The sequence below is a fragment of the Sedimentibacter sp. genome, from assembly GCF_038562225.1.
GTDB lineage: Bacteria > Bacillota > Clostridia > Tissierellales > Sedimentibacteraceae > Sedimentibacter.
In genome coordinates this window covers 49,449-70,701 of the sequence record NZ_JBCFAS010000006.1, presented here as the reverse complement: position 1 = coordinate 70,701, position 21,253 = coordinate 49,449, and the positions used below count along the sequence as shown (strand labels likewise).

16 protein-coding genes are annotated in these 21,253 nt (G+C 39.8%); 4 read left to right on the top strand and 12 right to left on the bottom strand.

Annotated elements, in window-relative coordinates; all coding sequences use genetic code 11:
- Positions 1–1,032, top strand: a complete 1,032-nt coding sequence (locus tag AAGU76_RS18020) for a sigma 54-interacting transcriptional regulator (RefSeq protein WP_342486907.1) — start codon at positions 1–3, stop codon at positions 1,030–1,032.
- Positions 1,033–1,092: 60 nt separating this feature from the next.
- Here AAGU76_RS18020 and nifJ read toward each other — a convergent pair whose 3' ends face one another.
- The 4 genes from nifJ to AAGU76_RS18000 all read right to left on the bottom strand — a co-directional run bounded on the left by nifJ (position 1,093) and on the right by AAGU76_RS18000 (position 8,406).
- The gene (gene nifJ, locus AAGU76_RS18015) at positions 1,093–4,650 is read right to left on the bottom strand and encodes a pyruvate:ferredoxin (flavodoxin) oxidoreductase (RefSeq protein WP_342486906.1); all 3,558 of its coding nucleotides are present in this window, start codon (positions 4,648–4,650) and stop codon (positions 1,093–1,095) included.
- A gap of 349 nt (positions 4,651–4,999) precedes the next feature.
- Complete coding sequence (gene hprK, locus AAGU76_RS18010; protein WP_342486905.1) at positions 5,000–5,914, bottom strand: HPr(Ser) kinase/phosphatase; 915 nt, start codon at positions 5,912–5,914, stop codon at positions 5,000–5,002.
- 103 nt (positions 5,915–6,017) lie between these two features.
- Positions 6,018–7,874, bottom strand: coding sequence for an excinuclease ABC subunit UvrC (uvrC, locus tag AAGU76_RS18005; protein ID WP_342486904.1), 1,857 nt, complete (start codon positions 7,872–7,874; stop codon positions 6,018–6,020).
- Positions 7,875–8,058: 184 nt separating this feature from the next.
- On the bottom strand, positions 8,059–8,406 hold the full coding sequence (locus AAGU76_RS18000) for a PadR family transcriptional regulator (RefSeq protein ID WP_342486903.1): 348 nt from the start codon (positions 8,404–8,406) through the stop codon (positions 8,059–8,061).
- 237 nt (positions 8,407–8,643) lie between these two features.
- On the opposite strand from AAGU76_RS18000, the gene AAGU76_RS17995 reads away from it, so the two are divergent.
- The 3 genes from AAGU76_RS17995 to AAGU76_RS17985 are packed head-to-tail and all read left to right on the top strand — an operon-like array spanning position 8,644 to position 12,685.
- Positions 8,644–9,129, top strand: a complete 486-nt coding sequence (locus AAGU76_RS17995; protein WP_342486902.1) for an NAD(P)H-dependent oxidoreductase subunit E — start codon at positions 8,644–8,646, stop codon at positions 9,127–9,129.
- Complete coding sequence (locus AAGU76_RS17990; RefSeq protein WP_342486901.1) at positions 9,120–10,997, top strand: NADH-quinone oxidoreductase subunit NuoF; 1,878 nt, start codon at positions 9,120–9,122, stop codon at positions 10,995–10,997. The genes AAGU76_RS17995 and AAGU76_RS17990 overlap by 10 nt, the downstream gene beginning before the upstream one ends.
- 2 nt (positions 10,998–10,999) lie before the next feature.
- Positions 11,000–12,685: a [FeFe] hydrogenase, group A gene (locus tag AAGU76_RS17985; protein ID WP_342486900.1), complete on the top strand. Its 1,686-nt coding sequence runs from the start codon at positions 11,000–11,002 to the stop codon at positions 12,683–12,685.
- A gap of 377 nt (positions 12,686–13,062) precedes the next feature.
- Here AAGU76_RS17985 and nrdJ read toward each other — a convergent pair whose 3' ends face one another.
- The 8 genes from nrdJ to AAGU76_RS17945 form a co-directional block, all read right to left on the bottom strand.
- The gene (nrdJ, locus tag AAGU76_RS17980) at positions 13,063–15,417 is read right to left on the bottom strand and encodes a ribonucleoside-triphosphate reductase, adenosylcobalamin-dependent (protein ID WP_342486899.1); all 2,355 of its coding nucleotides are present in this window, start codon (positions 15,415–15,417) and stop codon (positions 13,063–13,065) included.
- 332 nt (positions 15,418–15,749) lie between these two features.
- Positions 15,750–15,995 carry a hypothetical protein gene (locus tag AAGU76_RS17975; RefSeq protein WP_342486898.1) on the bottom strand — a complete coding sequence of 82 codons (246 nt, stop codon included), beginning with the start codon at positions 15,993–15,995 and terminating at the stop codon, positions 15,750–15,752.
- A 289-nt stretch (positions 15,996–16,284) separates the two neighbouring features.
- Positions 16,285–16,818, bottom strand: coding sequence for a 2-oxoacid:acceptor oxidoreductase family protein (locus AAGU76_RS17970; RefSeq protein WP_342486897.1), 534 nt, complete (start codon positions 16,816–16,818; stop codon positions 16,285–16,287).
- 1 nt (position 16,819) lies between these two features.
- A complete protein-coding gene (locus AAGU76_RS17965; protein ID WP_342486896.1) occupies positions 16,820–17,560 on the bottom strand; it encodes a thiamine pyrophosphate-dependent enzyme in 741 nt (246 codons plus the stop codon).
- Between the two features lies 1 nt (position 17,561).
- Positions 17,562–18,620, bottom strand: coding sequence for a 3-methyl-2-oxobutanoate dehydrogenase subunit beta (locus tag AAGU76_RS17960; protein ID WP_342486895.1), 1,059 nt, complete (start codon positions 18,618–18,620; stop codon positions 17,562–17,564).
- A gap of 19 nt (positions 18,621–18,639) precedes the next feature.
- The gene (locus AAGU76_RS17955; RefSeq protein WP_342486894.1) at positions 18,640–18,846 is read right to left on the bottom strand and encodes a 4Fe-4S binding protein; all 207 of its coding nucleotides are present in this window, start codon (positions 18,844–18,846) and stop codon (positions 18,640–18,642) included.
- A gap of 39 nt (positions 18,847–18,885) precedes the next feature.
- Positions 18,886–20,034 carry a M20 family metallopeptidase gene (locus AAGU76_RS17950; protein WP_342486893.1) on the bottom strand — a complete coding sequence of 383 codons (1,149 nt, stop codon included), beginning with the start codon at positions 20,032–20,034 and terminating at the stop codon, positions 18,886–18,888.
- A gap of 16 nt (positions 20,035–20,050) precedes the next feature.
- Positions 20,051–21,229 (bottom strand): PLP-dependent aminotransferase family protein, encoded by a 1,179-nt coding sequence (locus AAGU76_RS17945; protein WP_342486892.1) that lies wholly within the window; start codon positions 21,227–21,229, stop codon positions 20,051–20,053.
- Positions 21,230–21,253: the final 24 nt, after the last annotated feature.

The following is a 21,253-nucleotide window of genomic DNA, read 5'->3' as shown; positions in this document are numbered from 1 at the left end:
ATGAAAAAGTATGATTATTATGTGTCATATGACAAGGATGATTGTGCAATTATGCCCTTGGACTTTAAAAAATACAAAACTGAAAATATAATTACCATTAATGAAAAAATGAAGGAAATAATAAATATTTCCTTGAGAGTAGCTAAATCAGAAGCCCCTGTTTTAATTACAGGCGAATCAGGAGTTGGAAAAGAACTTCTGTCAGAATTGATACATAACAACAGCAACAGAAAAAAGGAGTCATTTGTAAAAACTAATTGTGCTGCTATACCAGATAATCTTAAAGAATCAGAATTTTTTGGATATGAACCCGGTTCTTTTACAGGTGCATCAAAATTCGGAAAGAAGGGACTTATTGAAATATCGCAAAACGGAACACTTTTTCTGGATGAAATAGGCGAAATGCCTTTATGCTTACAGTCAATACTGTTAAGGGTATTACAAGACGGAAAGTTTGTCAGGGTTGGAGGATATAAGGAAATTAAGTCAAATATACGAATAATATGTGCAACAAATAAAAACCTTCAGAGTCTTGTAAATGAAGGACTTTTTAGAAATGACCTGTACTTCAGGTTAAATGTAATTCCAATCAATATACCCTCATTAGCCGACAGGCTGGATGATATACCTATTTTATCTTTATACTTCACCAATTATTTCAACAATCAGTATAACACTGCAAAAAGAATATCCCGCAGCGTTTTTGAAACTTTAATATCTCAAAAGTGGAGCGGGAATATCAGAGAACTCAAGAATACCATCGAAAGACTGATTCTTATTTCACTTAATGACATCATAACCGTTGATGACTTGGAATATGTGGGCGCCATAAGTAAAAAGGCCAACTATGTTTATTATGCCAATCAGGACATTAACGATTTTGAAATCACTCGTCCCCTAAGAGAAATGATTGAAGATTATGAACTTGATATCCTTAAAAGGTCAGTGGAAAAGTACGGAAGTATACGAAAGGCTGCAAAAGTACTGGACGTCACCCCTTCAACCATATCAAGAAAATTGTCCAAAAAATAATAAGCATGACAATATCATATAAAAAAAACGGCAGTTCCTATGGAACTGCCGTCAGTTTTATTAATATTTCATATCAGCCATTCTTACATAGCTTGCATATCTGTCCTTAGCATCTTCTTCTGCTTTGGCAAACAATTCTTCAGCTATTTCTGGGAATGAATTCTTCAATGATGAGTATCTTACTTCACCTTCAATGAATTCTCTGAATGAAGCTTTTGGCTCTTTAGAATCCAGTACGAATGGGTTCTTGCCTTCTTCCTTCAGCAATGGGTTGAATCTGTACAGATGCCAGTATCCTGCTTCAACAGCTTTCTTTTCTCTGTCTACAGTCTTGCCCATTCCAGCCTTGATACCATGGTTGATGCATGGAGCGTAAGCTATGATCAATGATGGTCCGTTGTAGCTTTCTGCTTCTTTCAAAGCTTTCATGAACTGGTTCTTGTCTGATCCGATGGCAACCTGAGCTACGTATACGTATCCGTAAGTTGCTGCGATCATACCCAGGTCTTTCTTCTTAACCTTCTTACCTGAAGCTGCAAATTTTGCAATTGAAGCTGTAGGAGTTGATTTTGAAGACTGTCCTCCAGTGTTTGAGTAAACTTCTGTGTCAAGAACAAGTACGTTTACGTCTTCGCCTGATGCAAGAACGTGGTCTAATCCGCCGTATCCTATGTCATATGCCCAGCCGTCTCCGCCTATGATCCACTGAGACTTCTTAACCAGGTAATCTTTCTTGTCAAGGATGTTCTTAACAGCTGCTTCACATTCCTTGCATCCAGTGTATCCTTCAACTGCTGCAAGAACTTTAGCTGTAGCTGCTTTTGATTCGTCAGCCTTTTCTCTGTTTGCAATCCACTCCTGGAATGCTTCTTTCATAGCTGCCGGTACTTCTTTTTCAAGCAATGCTTCCATAGACATCTGGATTGAATCTCTCATCTGTCTAACGCCTGTTGCCATACCCAAGCCGAACTCTGCGTTGTCTTCGAACAATGAGTTAGCCCATGAAGGACCTCTTCCGTTCTTGTCAACAGTGTATGGAGTTGCAGGTGCTGAAGCTCCCCAGATTGATGAGCATCCTGTTGCATTGGCAATCATCATTCTGTCACCGTAAAGCTGAGTTATAGTTTTAACATAAGCTGTTTCACCGCAGCCTGCGCATGCGCCTGAGAATTCGAAGTATGGTTTGCAGAACTGGCTTCCTTTAACGGATACCTTATCCATTAAATCATCTTTTATAGTTACTTTGTCTATTGCATATTTCCAGTTTGGAATACCTGCTTCAACTTCTTCAGCTATAGGCACCATTTCAAGAGCCTTGTTCTTAGCCGGGCAGATGTCTGCGCAGTTTCCGCATCCTGTACAATCAAGCGGGCTTATTACCAGTCTGTACTCAAGTCCTTCAAGTCCTTTTCCTGTAGCCTTTAGAGTTTCAAATGTTGCAGGAGCAGCAGCCTTTTCATCAGCATCCAGCAATGTCGGTCTGATAACTGCGTGTGGACATACGAATGAACACTGGTTACACTGGATACAGTTTTCAGAAATCCACTTAGGTACTGTTGTAGCTATACCTCTTTTTTCATAAGCAGAAGTTCCCTGTGGGAATGTACCGTCTTCGATACCTGCGAATGTGCTTACAGGAAGGCTGTCTCCCTCTTGTCTGTTCATTACGTCAACAACGTTCTTTATGAAATCTGGCTTTTCTTCTTCAGTATAAGGAACTGCCAGTCCGCTGTTTGCGCTTGCGTCTTTTGCATCTTTCCAGGAAGCTGGAACTTCTATTTTAACTAAGTCTGTGATACCTTTTTCAACTGAAGCCTTGTTCATGTTGACAATTGCATCGCCTTTTTTGCCGTATGACTTAACGATAGCATCATTCAAGTATCCTACTGCTTCATCAACAGGAATAACATCAGCCAGTTTGAAGAATGCTGACTGCATTATCATGTTTGTTCTGTTTCCAAGACCTAAATCCAATGCTATCTGAGTTGCATTGATTGTGTAGAATTTTATTTCCTTTTCTGCCATGTATTTCTTGTATTTAGCCGGCAGATTTGCTTCAACTTCTTCAGGTGTCCAGATTGTGTTCAACAGGAATGTTCCGCCTTTTTTAAGTCCTGTCAGAACATCGTATTTATCAACATATGACTGCTGTGACAATGAAACAAAGTCAGCTTCGTCGATTAAGTATGTTGATCTGATTGGTGACTTACCGAATCTTAAGTGAGATACAGTTACACCGCCTGATTTTTTAGAGTCATATGAGAAATATCCCTGAGCATACATGTTAGTATGGTCACCGATAATCTTGATAGCATTTTTGTTAGCTCCAACTGTACCGTCAGAACCAAGTCCCCAGAATTTGCATCTTACTGTTCCAGGTGCAGAAGTGTTTACTACTTCCGGAGTTTCAAGTGATTTGAATGTAACGTCGTCAACTATACCGATAGTGAAGTCATGTTTAGGCTCATCCGCTTTCAGGTTGTTGAATACGGCAAATATCTGAGCAGGAGTAGTGTCTTTTGAACCTAATCCGTATCTTCCGCCAACGATAAGAGGCTGTTTTTCCTGTCCGTAGAACAGTGATTTAACGTCTAAGTACAATGGTTCTCCGATTGAGCCTGGCTCTTTGCATCTGTCAAGAACAGCTATTTTCTTTACAGTCTTAGGCATTACATCAAAGAAATACTTAGCTGAGAAAGGTCTGTAAAGGTGAACGATTAATATACCAACCTTTTCGCCCTTTGCAGTCAGGTTATCAATTACCTCTTCTGCAGTTTCAGTTACTGAACCCATTGCTACTATTATGTTTTCTGCATCAGGAGCTCCATAGTAGTTGAATGGCTTGTATTCTCTGCCTGTAATTTTTTCGATTTCCTTCATGTAGTCAGCAACTACTGCAGGTACTTCATCGTAGAATTTGTTGGAAGCTTCTCTTGCCTGGAAGAATACGTCAGGGTTCTGAGCAGTTCCTCTTGTTACAGGATGTTCCGGATTAAGAGCTCTTGCTCTGAATTCACTTACAGCATCCATGTCAACCAATTTAGCCAGGTCAGCATAATCGATTGTTTCTATTTTTTGTACTTCATGAGAAGTTCTGAAACCATCGAAGAAATGTACAAACGGTACTCTTGTCTTCAGTGTTGCAAGGTGAGCAACACCGCCCAGGTCCATAGCTTCCTGAACGCTGCTTGATGCAAGAAGTGCAAATCCAGTCTGTCTTGCTGCCATTACGTCAGAGTGATCCCCAAATATTGAAAGAGCATGTCCAGCAATTGCTCTTGCACTAACATGGAAAACAGCCGGCAACAATTCACCTGCAATTTTGTACATGTTAGGTATCATTAACAATAAACCTTGTGATGCAGTGTATGTAGTGGTCAATGCGCCTGCCTGCAATGATCCGTGTACAGCACCTGCAGCACCGCCTTCTGACTGCATTTCAACAACCTTAACAGTTTGTCCGAAAATGTTCTTTTGACCATGAGCTGCCCATTCATCTGCAAGTTCAGCCATTGGTGAAGAAGGTGTTATTGGGAATATTGCTGCTACATCGGTAAATGCATATGATATATACGCAGCAGCGGTATTTCCGTCCATAGTTTTCATAACTTTTGACATTAATATATCCTCCTATATAATATTAATTTATATAATGTTACCTCAAATAATATTGTTTTAAATCAATACCATCAATGATTATATAATAAAGAGAAGTTAAATGCAACTATAAATTATTCTATGTTTGCCAATATTGGAAAGTCACCTTATAAAATAAAGCCAAACAGTTTGTTATGCTAAATAATATAGGCATCCATCGTTTGCATGTTTTCCCTATCAAACTTTTAACAAACAAAAAACTTATTTATTTTGCAAGTTCACGTTGTAAAATTGCATCACAAAATAAGGCTTGAAGCGAATTTTTATTGATTTTATGCAATATTTTAACTTATTGCAATTTTGCACCATTTTACTTTCGCGCAAGGTTGCGGAACTTCTTGTTGTATGTCTCCAACGGATTGTATCCCAATAGCTTCTGCCTGTAGTTTTTGGCTGCTATTTCAACAATAGCAGAAATGTTCCTTCCGGGTTTTACGGGAACCACCACTGTGGGAACCTTAACACCCAGGATTTCCGTGAAGTCCTCGTCTGCTCCGATGCGGTCATATTCCTTGTTTTCGTCCCATTCTTCCAGTTCAATCACCATTTCAATGAACTGCTCAAGCCTTATGGAACCCACTCCGAACAAGTGCTTGATGTCAAGTATTCCTATGCCTCTGATTTCCATCAGATGCTGTGTGAGCTCAGGGCAGGTTGCTTTCAATCCGCTGTCAACCTTCTTGACAATAACGGCATCGTCGGCAACAAGTCTGTGGCCTCTGTTTATGAGTTCCAGGGATGTTTCGCTCTTTCCAATTCCACTTTTACCCTTTATCAGCACTCCTATGCCGAACACTTCAAGACAGACACCGTGTATGATCGTTTCTTCGGCCAGTTCTTCCTCAAGGAAGTTGATCATTATGTTTACAAGCTTATCAGTCTTTTCACTGGATTTTAAAACAGGCCTTTTGTATTTCTGGGCATACTGAATTATGACATCGTCCACTTCCATGTCATTGGCAACAATCAGTGCCGGTATGGGGAAGCTGAAGAACCTGTCAATCCTCTGTCTTTTAACCTCTTCATCCAATGTCTTTATATAAAGCATTTCGGACTTGCCCATTACCTGCACTCTTTCAAAGGAAAACCAGTCGAAATATCCCGCTATCTGCAGGCCCGGCCTTATTATTTCAGGCGTATAGATTCTCGACTGCACATCTTCCGGATAATAGACTGTCTCCAGTCCAATAAAACTGATCAAATCCTCAAGTTTAACATACTGCATAACTACCACCCTTATATAATTAAGAATTAATAATGAAGAATTAAGAATTATGGAGGAAATCTGCCGAGGCAGATTTCAACATTATATTATTAATTATTAACTATTAATTATTAATTGAATTTTTCTGCTGTTTAAAGTAATTGTACACTGATTCTGCTGCTTTTTGGTTCATTCCGGGTACATCCGTCAGTTCTTCGATGCTTTTGTTTTTTATGCTGTCTACGGACCCGAATGTTTTAAGAAGGTTTATCTTCCGCTTCTCTCCTATATTTTCAATGTTGTCCAGCTCTGATCTGAACAGAGTCTTATCCCTTAAGTTTCTGTGGTATTCAATGGCAAACCGGTGCGCTTCTTCCTGAATCCTGTATATGAGCCTGTATACCGTGTCAGTCTTTCTAAACTCTATTTCCCGGTTGTTGTAAATGAGACCTCTGGTTGTGTGCTTATCATCCTTTATCATTCCGCAAACAGGAATCCTGAGGCCATAATTGGAGATAACCTCTTCTGCAATGTTTGTCTGGCCCTTTCCTCCGTCCATGAGAATCAAATCAGGCATCTTGCTGAAACCCTTTATATCCTCATTTCCCTCAAGTCCTCTGTTAATTCGCCTCTCGAGAACCTCTTCCATGCTTTTATAATCATTTGGACCCTGCACTGTCTTTATTTTAAACCTGCGATAATTGCTCTTGCTGGGCACTCCCTTTTCAAACACTACCATGGAACCTACGGATTCCACACCCTGAATGTTGGAAATGTCGTACGCCTCGATTCGAAGAGGAGCTTCATCAAGTCCCAGCAGCTCCTTCAGCTGTTCGACGGCCTGCATGCTTTCATCAAGGTTTTTCTTTATCCTCTGGCTTCCCTTTTCAAGTATCTCCAAGGCATTTTTCTTTATCATTTTAATTAGCATGCTCTTGTCGCCCTTTGACGGCACCTTAACGGAAACCTTGTTCCCTCTTTTTTCTGAAAGAAGTTTTTCAAATACCTCTATATCTTCAATTTCGGTCTCAATGTAAATTTCTTTAGGGATATATACTGTTCCTGTATAAAATTGTGTTAAAAACGAACTGATTATTTCTTCCCTTGTCTCATTTTCTATATTTGTGAGCAGGTAATGCTCACGTCCGATTATTTTTCCGTTACGTATGAAGAATATCTGAATGCATGCTTCCTCAATACCCATTGCACTTCCTATGACATCCTGGTCAATGTTGGAATTTGCGGAAACAATCTTTTGCTTTTCAGCAATGATCTCCAGTGCGCTAATCTGATCCCTGTACTTTGCAGCTGCTTCATAGTCCATCCTTTCGGAAGCATTGAGCATCTTTTCCTTCAGCGCAGCAACAAGCTCATCTTCCCTGCCGGACAAAAGGCTTATGGCTTTATGGACTTCTTCCCTGTATTCCCTTGTGTCAACGTTTCCCATACATGGGGCAGTGCACCTGTTGATGTGATAGTTCAAACAAGGCCTCTGGTTTTTTTTTGTTCCGTCAAGGCTCAGGGAACACTTCCTCAGCTTGTACAAACTTCCTATTATGTCTATTATTTCATTTACCGCATAAGCGCTGGGATAGGGACCGAAGTATCTGGCTCCATCCTTCTTGACTTCTCTGACTTTGTAAATCCTGGGGTATTTTTCATGAACTGAAATCTTTATATACGGATATTGCTTGTCGTCCCTGAGGAGTGTGTTGTACCTGGGCCTGTACTTCTTTATGAAATTGGCTTCCAGTATCAGGGCTTCAACTTCGTTATCCGTAATTATGTATTCAAATTCAGAAATGTTTCTTATCATTGCCTGAATTTTAGGGCTGTGATTTTTTGACTGAAAATATTGCCTTACTCTTTTTTTCAGATTTTTTGCCTTTCCGACGTAAATTACTTCCCCGAACTGATTCTTCATATGATAGACGCCGGGATTTTCAGGCACCTTTTTTAACTCTTCCTGTATATCAAACATTTTTGCTCCCATAAATTAATACATATATTATACCACTTTTGCCTTAATTTTAACATAATATTCACATTAAATTTATATTAAATTTAAGGGCGACGTTTGTTCTCCAAACCTCTGACTTTAGCAAGGTTAAAAGCTCTGTCACGGGAATCCGCTGCATTTTAATTCAGCAATTTCTATATGACGATCATATTATGCTGGTGTTCGGATTCCTTCCTATTATTATATTGACCTTTGAAGAAAACTCTACCCATTCCTTCTTCTTGTTGTACAGATAAGCCCTTCCCTTTTTGGTTATCTTGTAATATTTTCTTGACCTGTTGTTCTCCATCATGAATGTGGTTGACTTAATAAGCTCTTCTTCCTCCAGGCTGTGCAATATTGGATATAAAGTACCTTCCTTCAGGACAAAGGTTCCGTATGATTTTGTTTCAAGTTCTTTTATGATTTCATAGCCATACTTGTTTCCGGATTCAATGATTGCCATAACCAGCATTTTTGTATTTCCTTTAATTAAACTGTTGTCAACTTTCATAATTTTCTCCTATACCTAGATATCCTATGTATTTATCTTACATAGGATATCTAGGTATGTCAACAACAATTATTAACTTAATTTCAGAAAAATCGTATTCATGCCGTTTTTGCTGCAAGTGTTTTTCATCTTTGAATTTTATTATTACGACATTTTACTGGTACTTGCGCACACAATACAAGGTTTGATATATTATTATCAAAGTCTTTTAAATATATGCTGGAAAGGAAAGGCGCTATGATTTCAGAAGTAAAAGAAAAAGTCGACGGAATATTGAACAGTCATAACTGCGAAAAGAAAGAACTCATTACAATCATTCAGGAAATCCAGAAGGAATATCACTACCTGCCCGAGGAAATCTTAATCTACGTGGCTGGAAAACTGGACATCAGCCAATCAAAAATTTATGGTGTGGCAACTTTTTATGAAAATTTTTCGCTTGATGCAAAGGGGAAAAATATAATAAAAATATGTGACGGAACTGCCTGTCATGTCAGAAAATCCGTCCCGATATTAACTGCCATGTATAAAGAACTCAAACTGTCTGAAAAGAAGAAAACCACAGACGACTTGTTATTTACGGTTGAAACCGTTTCCTGCCTGGGCGCTTGCGGACTGGCACCTGTTATTACAATCAATGACCACGTTTATCCAAAGATGACGCCGGAATCGGCCATAGAATTGATCAGGGCCATAAAGAAGGAGGAAATGCAATGTTTATAAAAACTCACGATGACTTATCTTCTTATGCAAAAATATTTCAAAATTCATTGAAGAAGCAAAAAATCAAGGTGCTGGTGTGCGGCGGTACAGGCTGCGTAGCCAGCGGATCTTTGAAAATTTATAACGAACTCTTAAGGCTTGTAAAGGAAAACGGTTCATGGGCAGATGTGGACCTGTTGAAGGAAGAGGAAGGAACAAGTGTAAAAAAAAGCGGATGCCACGGCTTTTGCGAAGCTGGTCCGCTGGTTAGAGTCGAACCGTACAACTACCTGTACTTAAGGGTAAAACCGGAAGACTGCGACGATATATTCAACTACACCATCTTGAAGGGTGAACCGGTGAAAAGGCTCATGTTTCAGGATGAGGACAAGTTTTATGAGACTCAGGAAGAAATCCCTTTCTATCAGAAGCAAACCAGGCTGGTTCTTGAAAACTGTGGCCACATGGATGCCGAAAACATACAGGAATGCATTGCAAAGGGAGGCTACAAAGCCTTGTCAAAGGTCCTTCAGTCCATGGACCCCAAGGATATTTGCAAACAAATTCAGGATTCCGGACTGAGAGGACGCGGAGGCGGAGGCTTTGTCACAGGCAAAAAATGGGGACAAGTTCTGGCACAGAACAACCCGGTCAAGTACATCGTCTGCAACGGTGATGAAGGAGACCCCGGCGCATTCATGGACAGAAGCATAATGGAAGGAGACCCCCACAAGGTAATTGAGGGAATGGTAATTGCAGGTTATGCTACCGGTGCCCAGACAGGATACATATATGTGAGGGCAGAGTACCCTCTTGCTGTTGAACGTTTAAGGATAGCAATCAACCAGGCAAAGGAAGCCGGCCTTTTAGGAAAAGACATCCTGGGTTCAGGCTTTGATTTTGACCTTCATATAAACAAGGGAGCCGGAGCCTTTGTATGCGGAGAAGGAAGCGCCCTTACCGCATCCATTGAAGGCGACAGGGGCATGCCTCGTGTAAAACCTCCACGAACTGTTGAACAGGGCTTGTTCGGCTGCCCGACCGTGTTGAACAACGTTGAGACATTCGCCAATGTTCCTTTCATCATAATCAAGGGAGCAGATGAATATAAAAAGCTGGGCACAAAGGACAGTCCGGGAACCAAGGCATTTGCATTGACGGGAAATGTTGTTAATACAGGTCTTATTGAGGTTCCTATGGGCACAACCATAAGGGAAGTAATATTCGACATAGGCGGAGGAATACCTGACGGCAAAAAATTCAAGGCTGTTCAGATAGGCGGACCTTCCGGGGGATGTCTGACATTTGATGAAAGACACCTGGATCTGCCTTTGAGCTTCGATTCCCTGAAAAAAGTGGGAGCAATGATCGGTTCCGGCGGAATGGTTGTAATGAACGAGGATACCTGCATGGTGGAAGTAGCAAGGTTCTTTATGAACTTCACCCAGAGGGAATCCTGCGGAAAGTGTATCCCCTGCAGGGAAGGAACCAAAAGAATGCTGGAAATATTGGAAAAAATCGTTGCCGGCAACGGTACGGAAGAAGACCTGGACCTGCTGAAGGATATTGCAGACACAGTTAAGAACACGGCTTTGTGCGGACTTGGAAAGACTGCAGCAAATCCGATTCTCAGCACACTGGAGTACTTCCATGACGAGTATCTTGCTCACGTCAGAGACAAGGTATGCCCTGCAAAACAATGTAAGGGATTAAGTACAATCGAAATTGACAGTGCCCTTTGCAAAGGATGCTCAAAGTGCGCAAGAAACTGTCCGGTAAATGCCATAAGCGGTAAAGTCAAGGAACCTTTTGTCATAGACAGCAAAAAATGCATTAAATGCGGTGCCTGCATAGAAGCATGCACATTCAAGGCCATTAAGGAGGTTTAGCAATGGGCACAATGATAATAGACGGCAAAAAGATTGCCTATACAAACCAGAAGAACATACTGAGCGTAATCAGAGACAGCGGCATTGATCTGCCCACATTTTGCTACCACTCGGAGCTGAGCATTTACGGTGCCTGCAGGATGTGTTCAGTTGAAACTTCAAAAGGTGAAATAATTGCTTCATGTTCCGAAAAGCCTAAGGACGGTTTGGAAATATACACAAATTCACCCAGAATAAGAAACTACAGAAAAATGATTCTTGAACTTCTGCTGGCCAACCACGACAAGGACTGCACCTCCTGCGACAGAACGGGAAGATGTCAGCTTCAGAAGCTGGCTAAAAGATACGGCCTCAACAGAAACAGATTCACTCAGATAAATAAAAATTACGAGGTTGACTACTCAAGCCACAGCATTGTGAGAAATCCAAACAAATGCATAAAATGCGGCGACTGCGTAATGGTGTGCGAAGAAATTCAGGGAGTAGGAGCTCTGGGTTTTGTTCACAGAGGTTCGGATGTAACAATAAGACCTGCCTTCAATAAGACACTGGCACAGTCAAACTGCGTAAACTGCGGACAATGCCGTATTGTCTGTCCGACGGGAGCCATCTCCATAAAAAATGAAACTCAAAAGGTGTGGGATGCTCTGTATGACAAAAATATAAGAGTGATTGCACAGATAGCGCCGGCCGTAAGGGTTGCCCTTGGTGAGGAATTCGGCAAAAACCCGGGAGAAGTAACCACCGGAAAAATTGTAGCCATACTGAAAAAGCTTGGTGTTGAAGAGGTTTTTGACACCAGCTTGTCAGCTGACATAACAGTTATAGAGGAAAGCAATGAATTTGTTGAAAGGCTTTCCAAAAATGAAAACCTGCCTCTTTTCACTTCCTGCTGCCCTGCCTGGGTTAAGTTTGCAGAAGACAAGTATCCGGAACTTTCCGGAAACATTTCATCCTGCAAGTCTCCCCAGCAGATGTTTGGAACTGTTCTGAGAGAAGCTTATAGCCAAAAAGACATGGAAGACGGCAAGGATACGTTCATTTTGTCCATAATGCCCTGCACAGCCAAGAAAGCCGAGGCTGCACGTCCTGAATACACCCATGACGATGTGAGGGAAGTGGACGTTGTTCTTACCACTCAGGAACTTGCCATAATGATAAAGGAAATAGGTATCAAGTTTGACGATATTGAAGAAGAGGCCATGGATATGCCTTTTGGCACAGGCTCCGGAGCCGGGATAATCTTCGGTACAACCGGCGGAGTTACGGAAGCCGTTCTGAGAAGGGTTTTGAAAAACAAGTACGGCAAGGATGACTGCGAAATAATATACAACAGCGTAAGAGGCCTGGAATCTGTCAAGGAAACCAGCGTGAGCGTGGATGGACGCGAAATAAAACTGGCAGTTGTTCACGGACTTAAGAATGCAGACAATCTAATAAGACAAATCAAAAAAGGCGAGAAAAGCTATGATCTCATAGAAGTAATGGCCTGCACCGGAGGATGCATCGCCGGCGGAGGACAGCCGGTTCCGAAGGTAATAACCAGAGAAACAAGAATGCTGAGAGCAGGCGGCCTGTATAAAATAGACAAGACCATACAGATTAAAAATTCCGACGACAATTACGTAGTCAACAAAATTTATGAAGGTGTAATGAAAAACAAAAGACACATGCTTCACAACCATTAAATTGCTAAAAGGAGCGATTCGCACGAAGTCTGCTGATATCCCTAGTAGTCAGCACAAAGAGCGGATTTAGCTCTTTTTTTATATAATAAGAAAGAGAACTTTCTTATTATATAAAAAAAGAGGAGTGCATGTCGGACGTCCTTGCCGTCAAGGGGGGCGCTCAGCAAAAATGCGGAAGCAGTTTTGCGCGGTCGGGGGACATAGGTCCCCCTAGCGGAGTTGCGGATCAACTTCTTTATACGATAGAATCTTCTTCCCATCTTATGTCCCATGGTGGAGTTGCAAGCAACTTTTAATTATAGATAATTTGAATGTGCAGCGATTTTAAATATTAAAAAACCGCAATAATAAATGCTAATTATTGCGGTTTGTCATTTTTATCTGATTGGGCAGATGCCTGTTTCGCATCCTTCATTGCCAGCATCCAGTTCTTCTTCCTGAACCTCATACTTGCTTAAAAGAGACGGAATGAATGGCTTCATTTCCTTTACCCTCTTTTCATACTCTTCCTCGGTGATAGATTCGTATGGCATGAGCTGGTAGAAGCTGTCATCAAGCGACAGGAACGATAGTGCCACCACGTCGTCCCAGTTGTCCCAAACCCACTGTTCAACCTGTTCCCATTCATTGTCCCTGACATGGACGGTTATAGAGCAGTTGTGATCAACGTAGTTTTCCATGAACAGCTTGTAATTTTCAAGCTGGTCGATAGCCGTAACATCATACTTCGTCTTTCCTCTTGGAGCCATAACAGGAAATTCTATTACCTTTGTTGTGCATGTCTTGATGTCCTGGCCCACTTCAGGCATAATCGGATAGTCAAGCTCCTCGCACACCTTCACCAGCGGGTCGTGGCTGTTTATTCTCACTCTTCTCAAAAAGTATGGAGAGTGTGAATAGTGAACTCCGCTTGAAACTCCGGGAAGCTGTGACAATGTTCCTTCGGGTTTTATTGCAGTCACAAGTATCGGCACACTTTCGCCGATTTCATTGGCATAGCGCTCTGCCTCATCCTTGGCTGCATCTCTGAGTTTTCTCAGAAGAGCTGCCTGCTGTTCCCTGTCCAGACCTGCTGCATTGGCCATGTCCTGCCATCCTGTGAGGGAGCATCCTGTAATCTTGTCTCTTTGCTGAACCCTGTCCCATTGTGAAAGCTCCAGCTCCACACAGGTCATTCTGTATGCGGCTCTCGCAGAAAGTCTCTGAGCCCTTAAAAGTCCCTTTTCGTCAAGGTTTCCATCCTGATCCACAAAGGCATACACATTTATTGTAGTGAGGTTGCAAAGCCCCTTATTGTCAAGGAGGATCTCGCCGCAGGGGTTTACGCCGTTCATGTTGGTTCTTCGCTTGCTTCCTGCTTCCTCATTCACCCATCCTGGTTCACCAGAGTAGCGCATTTGATCAAGCTGCCACTTAAGCTGCTGGCGTGTAGGCTTTTTCCTGTAATAAATCGAGTTGTTGCTCATGGAGCGATGGATTATGTCCTTATCCACGATCCATTGTCCGTCTATTTGTTTGTAGAGCTTGTTTTTAGCTTCGATGCACTCATTGTCGTCGTAGTCGATAAGCATTATTTCAGCAGTTCTTCTCACTCCTCCTACAACCACGTTTTCGCCGATTATGTTCGCAATGTCCAGACAGTCGATGGGCCTGAGCTTGAATCGCTCCTTGCCTTCCACTGTGCTGCGTTTCTTGATTACAGAGTCGATTTTGGTGAACATATTCTTCATGCTTGAATGTCCGCTTGCAGTTCCTCCGAAAGTCTTGAGAACCTCTCCCTTCGGTCTTACGTTGTTGTAGTTTATGATGATTGTGCTTATGTTTCTGTACTCGCTGCTGTATATGAAGCTGAAGTAGTGGTCAAGAGCCTGAACCCAGCCTTCCTTGCTGTCGCCTACCGTTATTTTAACCGTGTTGTTCTGGCTGAACTCGACGCCTGTGTTGTCTTCTCTCTTGGACTTGTCTACGGGTGTGTAGTCTTCATGGATTATCTTGTAGTTTGACCTGACCTTCGGAAGTTCTTCCACGTCCTTTTTAAGCACCCTTACCCCGACTCCTGAGCCTATCATGAGCAAATAGAACAGGTCCCTGAATGCATGGAAATCATTTATTATTTCAAATGCACAGTTGAAGTTTGCCATGGGATAATTGTATGATACGGGAGTACCTCCAACCCAGAAAGTTCTTCCGGATAAAAACTGCTTTAAGTTGAATATGTTGTCGTAAAGCTGTTCTGCTTCCTCCTTCTTTGTAGGAACCAGGCTGCAGTTGTATTCAACCGCCCTTCTTACGGTTTCCCACCAGTACTCTCTTCTTCTTTCTTCAGGAAGCCACCTTGAATATGTTCTGTAATAAACGAAGCTGCCCAGCTGATTCATGGGAGAGCCAACGTGCTTGTAATGGCTTAAAAATTCTTCGCTTAAAAGCTTGTAGTCCTTTCTTTTTCGGGAATCTCTTGACTTGTCTCTTTCATATCTGTAGAGAATATATTTCTTGGCAACATCTTTTCTCTTGCTGTCCATCAATTCGTTTTCGACCATGTCCTGAACCATTTCTACAGGTACGGGAAAGGCTTTTACCGAAAGCTCGTTTTCTATTTTGCTGCTTATGGCTTTGGCAAGCTCCTCATCCACACCGTCCTTTGTTTCCTTCATTGCCTTGATGATTGCGTTTTTGATTTTATCGGCATTGAAGTCCACAAAAATCCCGGTTCTTTTTAATATCTTAATCATACCATCCCTCTTTTCCCTTATTCTTTTATACTTTTTTATATTAGACATATGTGATACTACATATTGTAGCATTATCCCTATTACATGTCAACATATACACAATATATAGATTCAACTGCGGAAAGCCCACAACCCTTTGGAATATCCACAAATTTAAGAATTTTATCAAAATTTGTCATTAAAGAGAAAAAAATTCCTTTACTGAAATTTCAAGGAATTCTTAATTCTTAACAAATCTTAATAAGTTTTGGCACATTAAAAATTCATATTCTCCATATAAACCCCAGCATAATAGTTATCGTCTGCCAACTCATAATGTGTAGTGTTTTGGATTATTTTTCCGCATTTTTTTCGAAGATCACCGTCAAGAATGGTGCTGCAATGGTGCTGTTGCCGCACAGGACTATATTATACAGGTTTTCATGGAGATGTGGAACATCAATTTTTTCATTGTCCGCCAAATTGTTCAAGGTATATATAATTTTACCGTTTAAGTTTTTTAGTGTCCCGGAAAATTTCCTCAGTACATAAAGACAGCCGCCGCTTAAAAACTCTTTTTTGATTTCCTTTATTTCCACATACGTCTTTTTAAGATATGGATTGAACCTATCCGTTATCTCAGAAAAAAACTCTTCGGCTACTTAGAGCTTCCGTGCCTTCCTCCAGCCGCATTTTCCTGAATGTTCTCATCTTGTTCACCATTGGTTTTATATTGTGTACCATAATTATCCACCTGCTTTTTTATTAACATTATAATGAATAAATCATGTCAAGTTCATAAAAACTCCACGACTTCCCCGCGTCAAAAATAAATAGCCGCTTGATTTATATCAAGCGGCTAATCTTTATTTATTCTTTTCTGATTTATTAAATAAAGCTATACCCCTTTTTAAAAGCCTTAGTGTTTAATTCTTCATATTTTTCCTTGCCCTTTTTCTTAAACATGTCATTCATTCCGCTGAATCCTTCTTCTTCAGTAAAATCTCCTGAGATCTTTACTATAATGCCTGCCATTATAATATTAGCTCCTTGTGGATGATTTAATTCCTTTGCCATTGAAAGACATGGAACTTCAATAAAATTGACATCATCTCGTACTTTTTCCTTTACAACCATGTCGCTATTTATAATTACTGTTCCGCCTGGTTTTACAAATGGAAGGAACTTATTGTATGAAGGAGTATTCATCGCCAACAATATATCTGGTTCTTCCTGTGACGGATTATAAATATATTCCTTTCCGAACTTTACTGTACAGTTTGCAGTTCCACCTCTCATAGCTGATCCGTACTGTGGAATCCAAGTTGCATGATATTTTTTGAAGACTGCAATTTGTGATATTAACAAACCAGATGTCAGAACGCCTTGCCCTCCGGCTCCTGCAAATATTATTTCTTTCATATTATTTTACCTCCCTAGCTTTTAACTCGCCTAATGGATAATAAGGTAGTAATTCATTCACCAATCTCTTTTTAGATTCCACAGGTGTCATTCCCCAATTAGTTGGGCATGTTGTAAGAATTTCAACAACTGAGTAACCTTCTTTATTCATTTGAGCTTCTAAGGCACTTTTAATATATGTCTTTGTTTTGTTTATTTGAGCAACTGTATTTATAGCTCCTCTTGCAACATAAGCAGCATTAAATTGAGAAGCTACTATTTCAGGAAACTTCATTGGATATCCTGTTATATCACAATTTCTTCCATGAGGAGATGTAGTTGTTACCTGTCCAGGCATAGTTGTATGGCTCATTTGTCCGCCTGTCATACCATAATTTGTGTTATTTATTATAAATACTGTTATATTTTCATTTCTGTATGCAGCTGCTGTAGTTTCAGCAAGACCAATGCTGTATGCATCACCATCGCCTTGATATGCAATAACTATATTTTCAGGATTTACTCTTTTTATACCAGTACATACTGCACCAGCTCTGCCATGTGAGCAGTGACGTCTGTCTGTTTGCAATCCACCGCCCAATAAGCTTGAGCATCCAACACCTATTCCATATATAACATTTTTATCTTGTTCTAATTCTTCAAGACATTCAGCTATAAGCCTTATTACAACACCATGTCCGCAACCTGGGCAAAAACCCATTGCTCTGTCAATTGATTCTGGATATTTTCTTGCTTTAGCCATTTTAGTATACCTCCTTTAATTCACCGGAAACTACTTTATGGTAATCTTCTTTTATTGATTTCATCGAAGGAATTCCATAAACATGTGGATTGCAATAAACGGATATATCTGATTTCATAACTCTTTTAACAGTTAAAGCAACATCATCCACCATTTGACCTGTAGCATTAGCTTCAATAGTTATGAATCCCTTGACATTTGGATTAACTTCTTTAAAAGCTTTTTCAGGGAAAGGCCATGCTGTTATAGGTCTTATAAATCCTACTTTGTGTCCTTCATTTCTTAATTGTTCTACAGCTCCTATTGATGATCTTCCCGGTAAGCCGTATGATACAAACACATACTCCGCATCTTCAACATATCCTGATTCCCATCTTTGTTCATTTTCTTTTACTTTGTTGTATTTATCATTTAATAAAATAGATTCCTTCATGCTGTCTCTGTCAAATATACCAATAAGTTTGTTAGTATATTTGCCATCAAATCCCCAGCTGTATCTTTTTGGTTCTTTCATTTCAGGTAATTCACATGGTTCCATCATTTGTCCAAGTGCTCCTTCTGACATTAAGACAGATACCATTCTGTATTTTTCAGCTAAGTCAAATGCTAATCCTACTAATTCAACTGCCTCTTGTATACTGCTTGGGCAAAGAACGATACATCTGTAATCCCCGTTTCCTCCACCTCTTGTTTCTCTTAAATAATCGCATTGTGCTGTTAATAAAGTGCCAATACCATTGCCATATCTAACCATGTTTATAACAACTGCAGGCAATTCTTCATCAGACAATGTGGTCATACCTTCTTGTTTTAAGCTTATTCCAGGACCTGAAGAAGCTGTAAATGCTCTTACTCCACATGATGCTGCACCAATTACCATATTAATACCTGCTATTTCAGACTCTGCCTGAACAAAGGCTCCTCCAACTTCATCTAATCTATATGAAAGATATTCCATTATTTCAGTTGAAGGTGTAATAGGATATCCTGCATAAAACCTTGCACCTGATCTTATAGCAGCTTCAGCAATAGCCTCATTTCCTTTTATCATATCACCCATTTTATCTTCCTCCATTAATTTATTTATCGCCTAATACTTCATAAACACCGTCAGGACAAACTACATAACATGCTGCACATCCTACACATTTATCATGATCTATGATTGTGAAGTTACAACCGGATGCATTTATATCCTCAGAATAGGATATTGATTTTGTTGGGCAGCTTGCAATACACAATCCGCACTGTTTGCATCTGTTTGGTCTTGTTAATACTTTTTCCATTCTAACCTCCTATTTTCGAAACAATGTTCCGAAAATTATTTAATTTTCATTAAACTCTTTTTTTATTTCTATTAATCTATCAGGGTTTTTAAGTATTTCTAATCCTGTTAAAGCCAAAAGCTTTGCTCCAATAATTGTTTTTTCCTTTGCAAATTCTGATGCAGTTTCATCTAAGAATTCTTGTGTATGCAATCCTGCATCTCCTTCAATCATCTTTAACCAAGGATGGATAGACGGAACCACCTGACTTACATTTCCCATATCTGTTGAACCGGTTTCATTGCATGGGTCTAATTTAATGTTAAATGCATCTAAATGTTGTTTATATATACCTAACATATTTTGATTAGCCTTAAGGCTGTCGCAATTTGGCTCAAAATGATTCCATTCAAGTCTGCAACCTGTTGCTAATGCTGCTGCTTCAGCACATTTTTTTACCTTTTCAATTAATTCAAGGAAATATTTTTGGTCTTTAGCTCTCATTTCCAATCTGACTTTACTTTTATCAGGAATACTGTTAGCTACACTTCCTGCTTCAATTATTATGCCATGCACTCTTGCATCATCCCTTAATTGCTGTCGTAATGCATTAATATTGTTGAAAAACAAAATTACCGCATCTAATGCATTAACGCCCATATGAGGATTAGCAGCAGCATGTGCAGCCTTTCCGTAAAAGTGAAAATCAATGCCACCTATTGCCAGTACCGGAACATCTAAATAAGTTTTGCTGTTTGGATGTATCATCATTGCAACATCCACGTCGTCAAATTCCCCCTGTTTAATTAAAAATGGTTTGCCTTCTCCTAACTCTTCAGCAGGAGTTCCCATAAGAACTATTTCTCCTGGATATTCGTCCAATGCTCTTGACAAAGCAACCGAAGCTCCAAAGCTCATAGCGGCTATAAGATTATGACCACAAGCATTTCCTATTCCAGGTAATGCATCGTACTCTGCCATCAATGCTATTACTGGCCCTTCACCGCTCTTTTTTCTGGCTACAAAAGCAGTAGGCATTTCTTTAAAGTCAAATTTAACTTTAAAGCCTTCCCTTTTTAACATTTCAACAAGCTTTTCTGAAGCTAAAAATTCCTTCAATCCTATTTCCGGATTATTTCTTATATACAGAGATAAATCTAAAATTTTATCTCTGTATGCTTCAACTATCTGTTCAATATTTATGCTCATATTGACTCCCCACTACTTAAAGACTTTCCTTAATAATTTCAGCTAATATTTTCATACCTAAAATTATTTTGTCATCCTCCATTGTTGAGAAGTTCAAACGCAATGAACTTTCGCAATCATTTTGTGGATAGAAAGATCCGCCTGGAACAAAAGCAACCTTCTTTTCAACAGCTTTTTTAAGTAGCTCTCTAGTATTCATATGTGAAGGAAGTTCAACCCATACAAACATTCCTCCTTCAGGATAATAATATTTTGCCTCCTTTGGAAATTCTTCGTTAATAACACCAATCATTAAGTCTCTTCTTGCTTTATAAACCTTATTTATTTTTGCAAGATGCTCATCAAGATCATAGTTTTCTAAAAACTCTTCAACTTGCATTTGAGCAAGTTCGGCTGACTGCAAGTCGCATCCGTATTTAACAAGTTCAAATTTAGGTAAAAGCTTTTCATCAACGCAAACCCATGCTACTCTAAGACCTGGAGAAAGAACTTTAGAAAATGATCCTAAATGAATTACTCTTCCTTCAGTATCAAATGACTTGATTGAAGGAACTCTTTCACCTTCAAATCTTACTTCACCGTATGCATTATCTTCCAAGATTATTAAATCATATTTGTTTGCAATATCGATAAGTTGTTTTCTCTTCTCTAATGACCATGTTCTTCCTGTTGGGTTTTGAAAATTTGGAATGACATATATCATTTTTACATTTGGAGTATTTTTTATTTTTTCTTCAAGTTCTTCCATGACCATTCCATTTTTATCACCATTAACTCCTAAATACTTTGTTTCATATGGGTCAAACGCCGCTAAAGCACCTAAGTAACTTGGATTTTCTGTTATGACTACATCACCAGGATTTAAAAAAACCATTGTTGACAGTGTTAAGCCTTGTTGTGAGCCTGTAGTAATCATAATGTTATCAGATGTAGCCTTAACTCCTTCTCTTGCCATCAATCCAGCTACTTTTTCTCTTAATGCAGTTCGTCCTAAAGTAAAACCATATTGTAAAGCAACTCCTGCCTTTTCAGTTAATATTTTGTTTGTAATCTCTGCCATTGCTTCACTTGGAAACAAAGCTGGGTCAGGCAATCCACCTGCGAAAGAAATCGTTCCTGGGTTTTTTGCAATCAATTTTCCAACCTCACGAATATCAGATGGTTTTAAATCACTCATACGTTGTGCAAGTAACATTTTTTATCCTCCATATTTTTTATT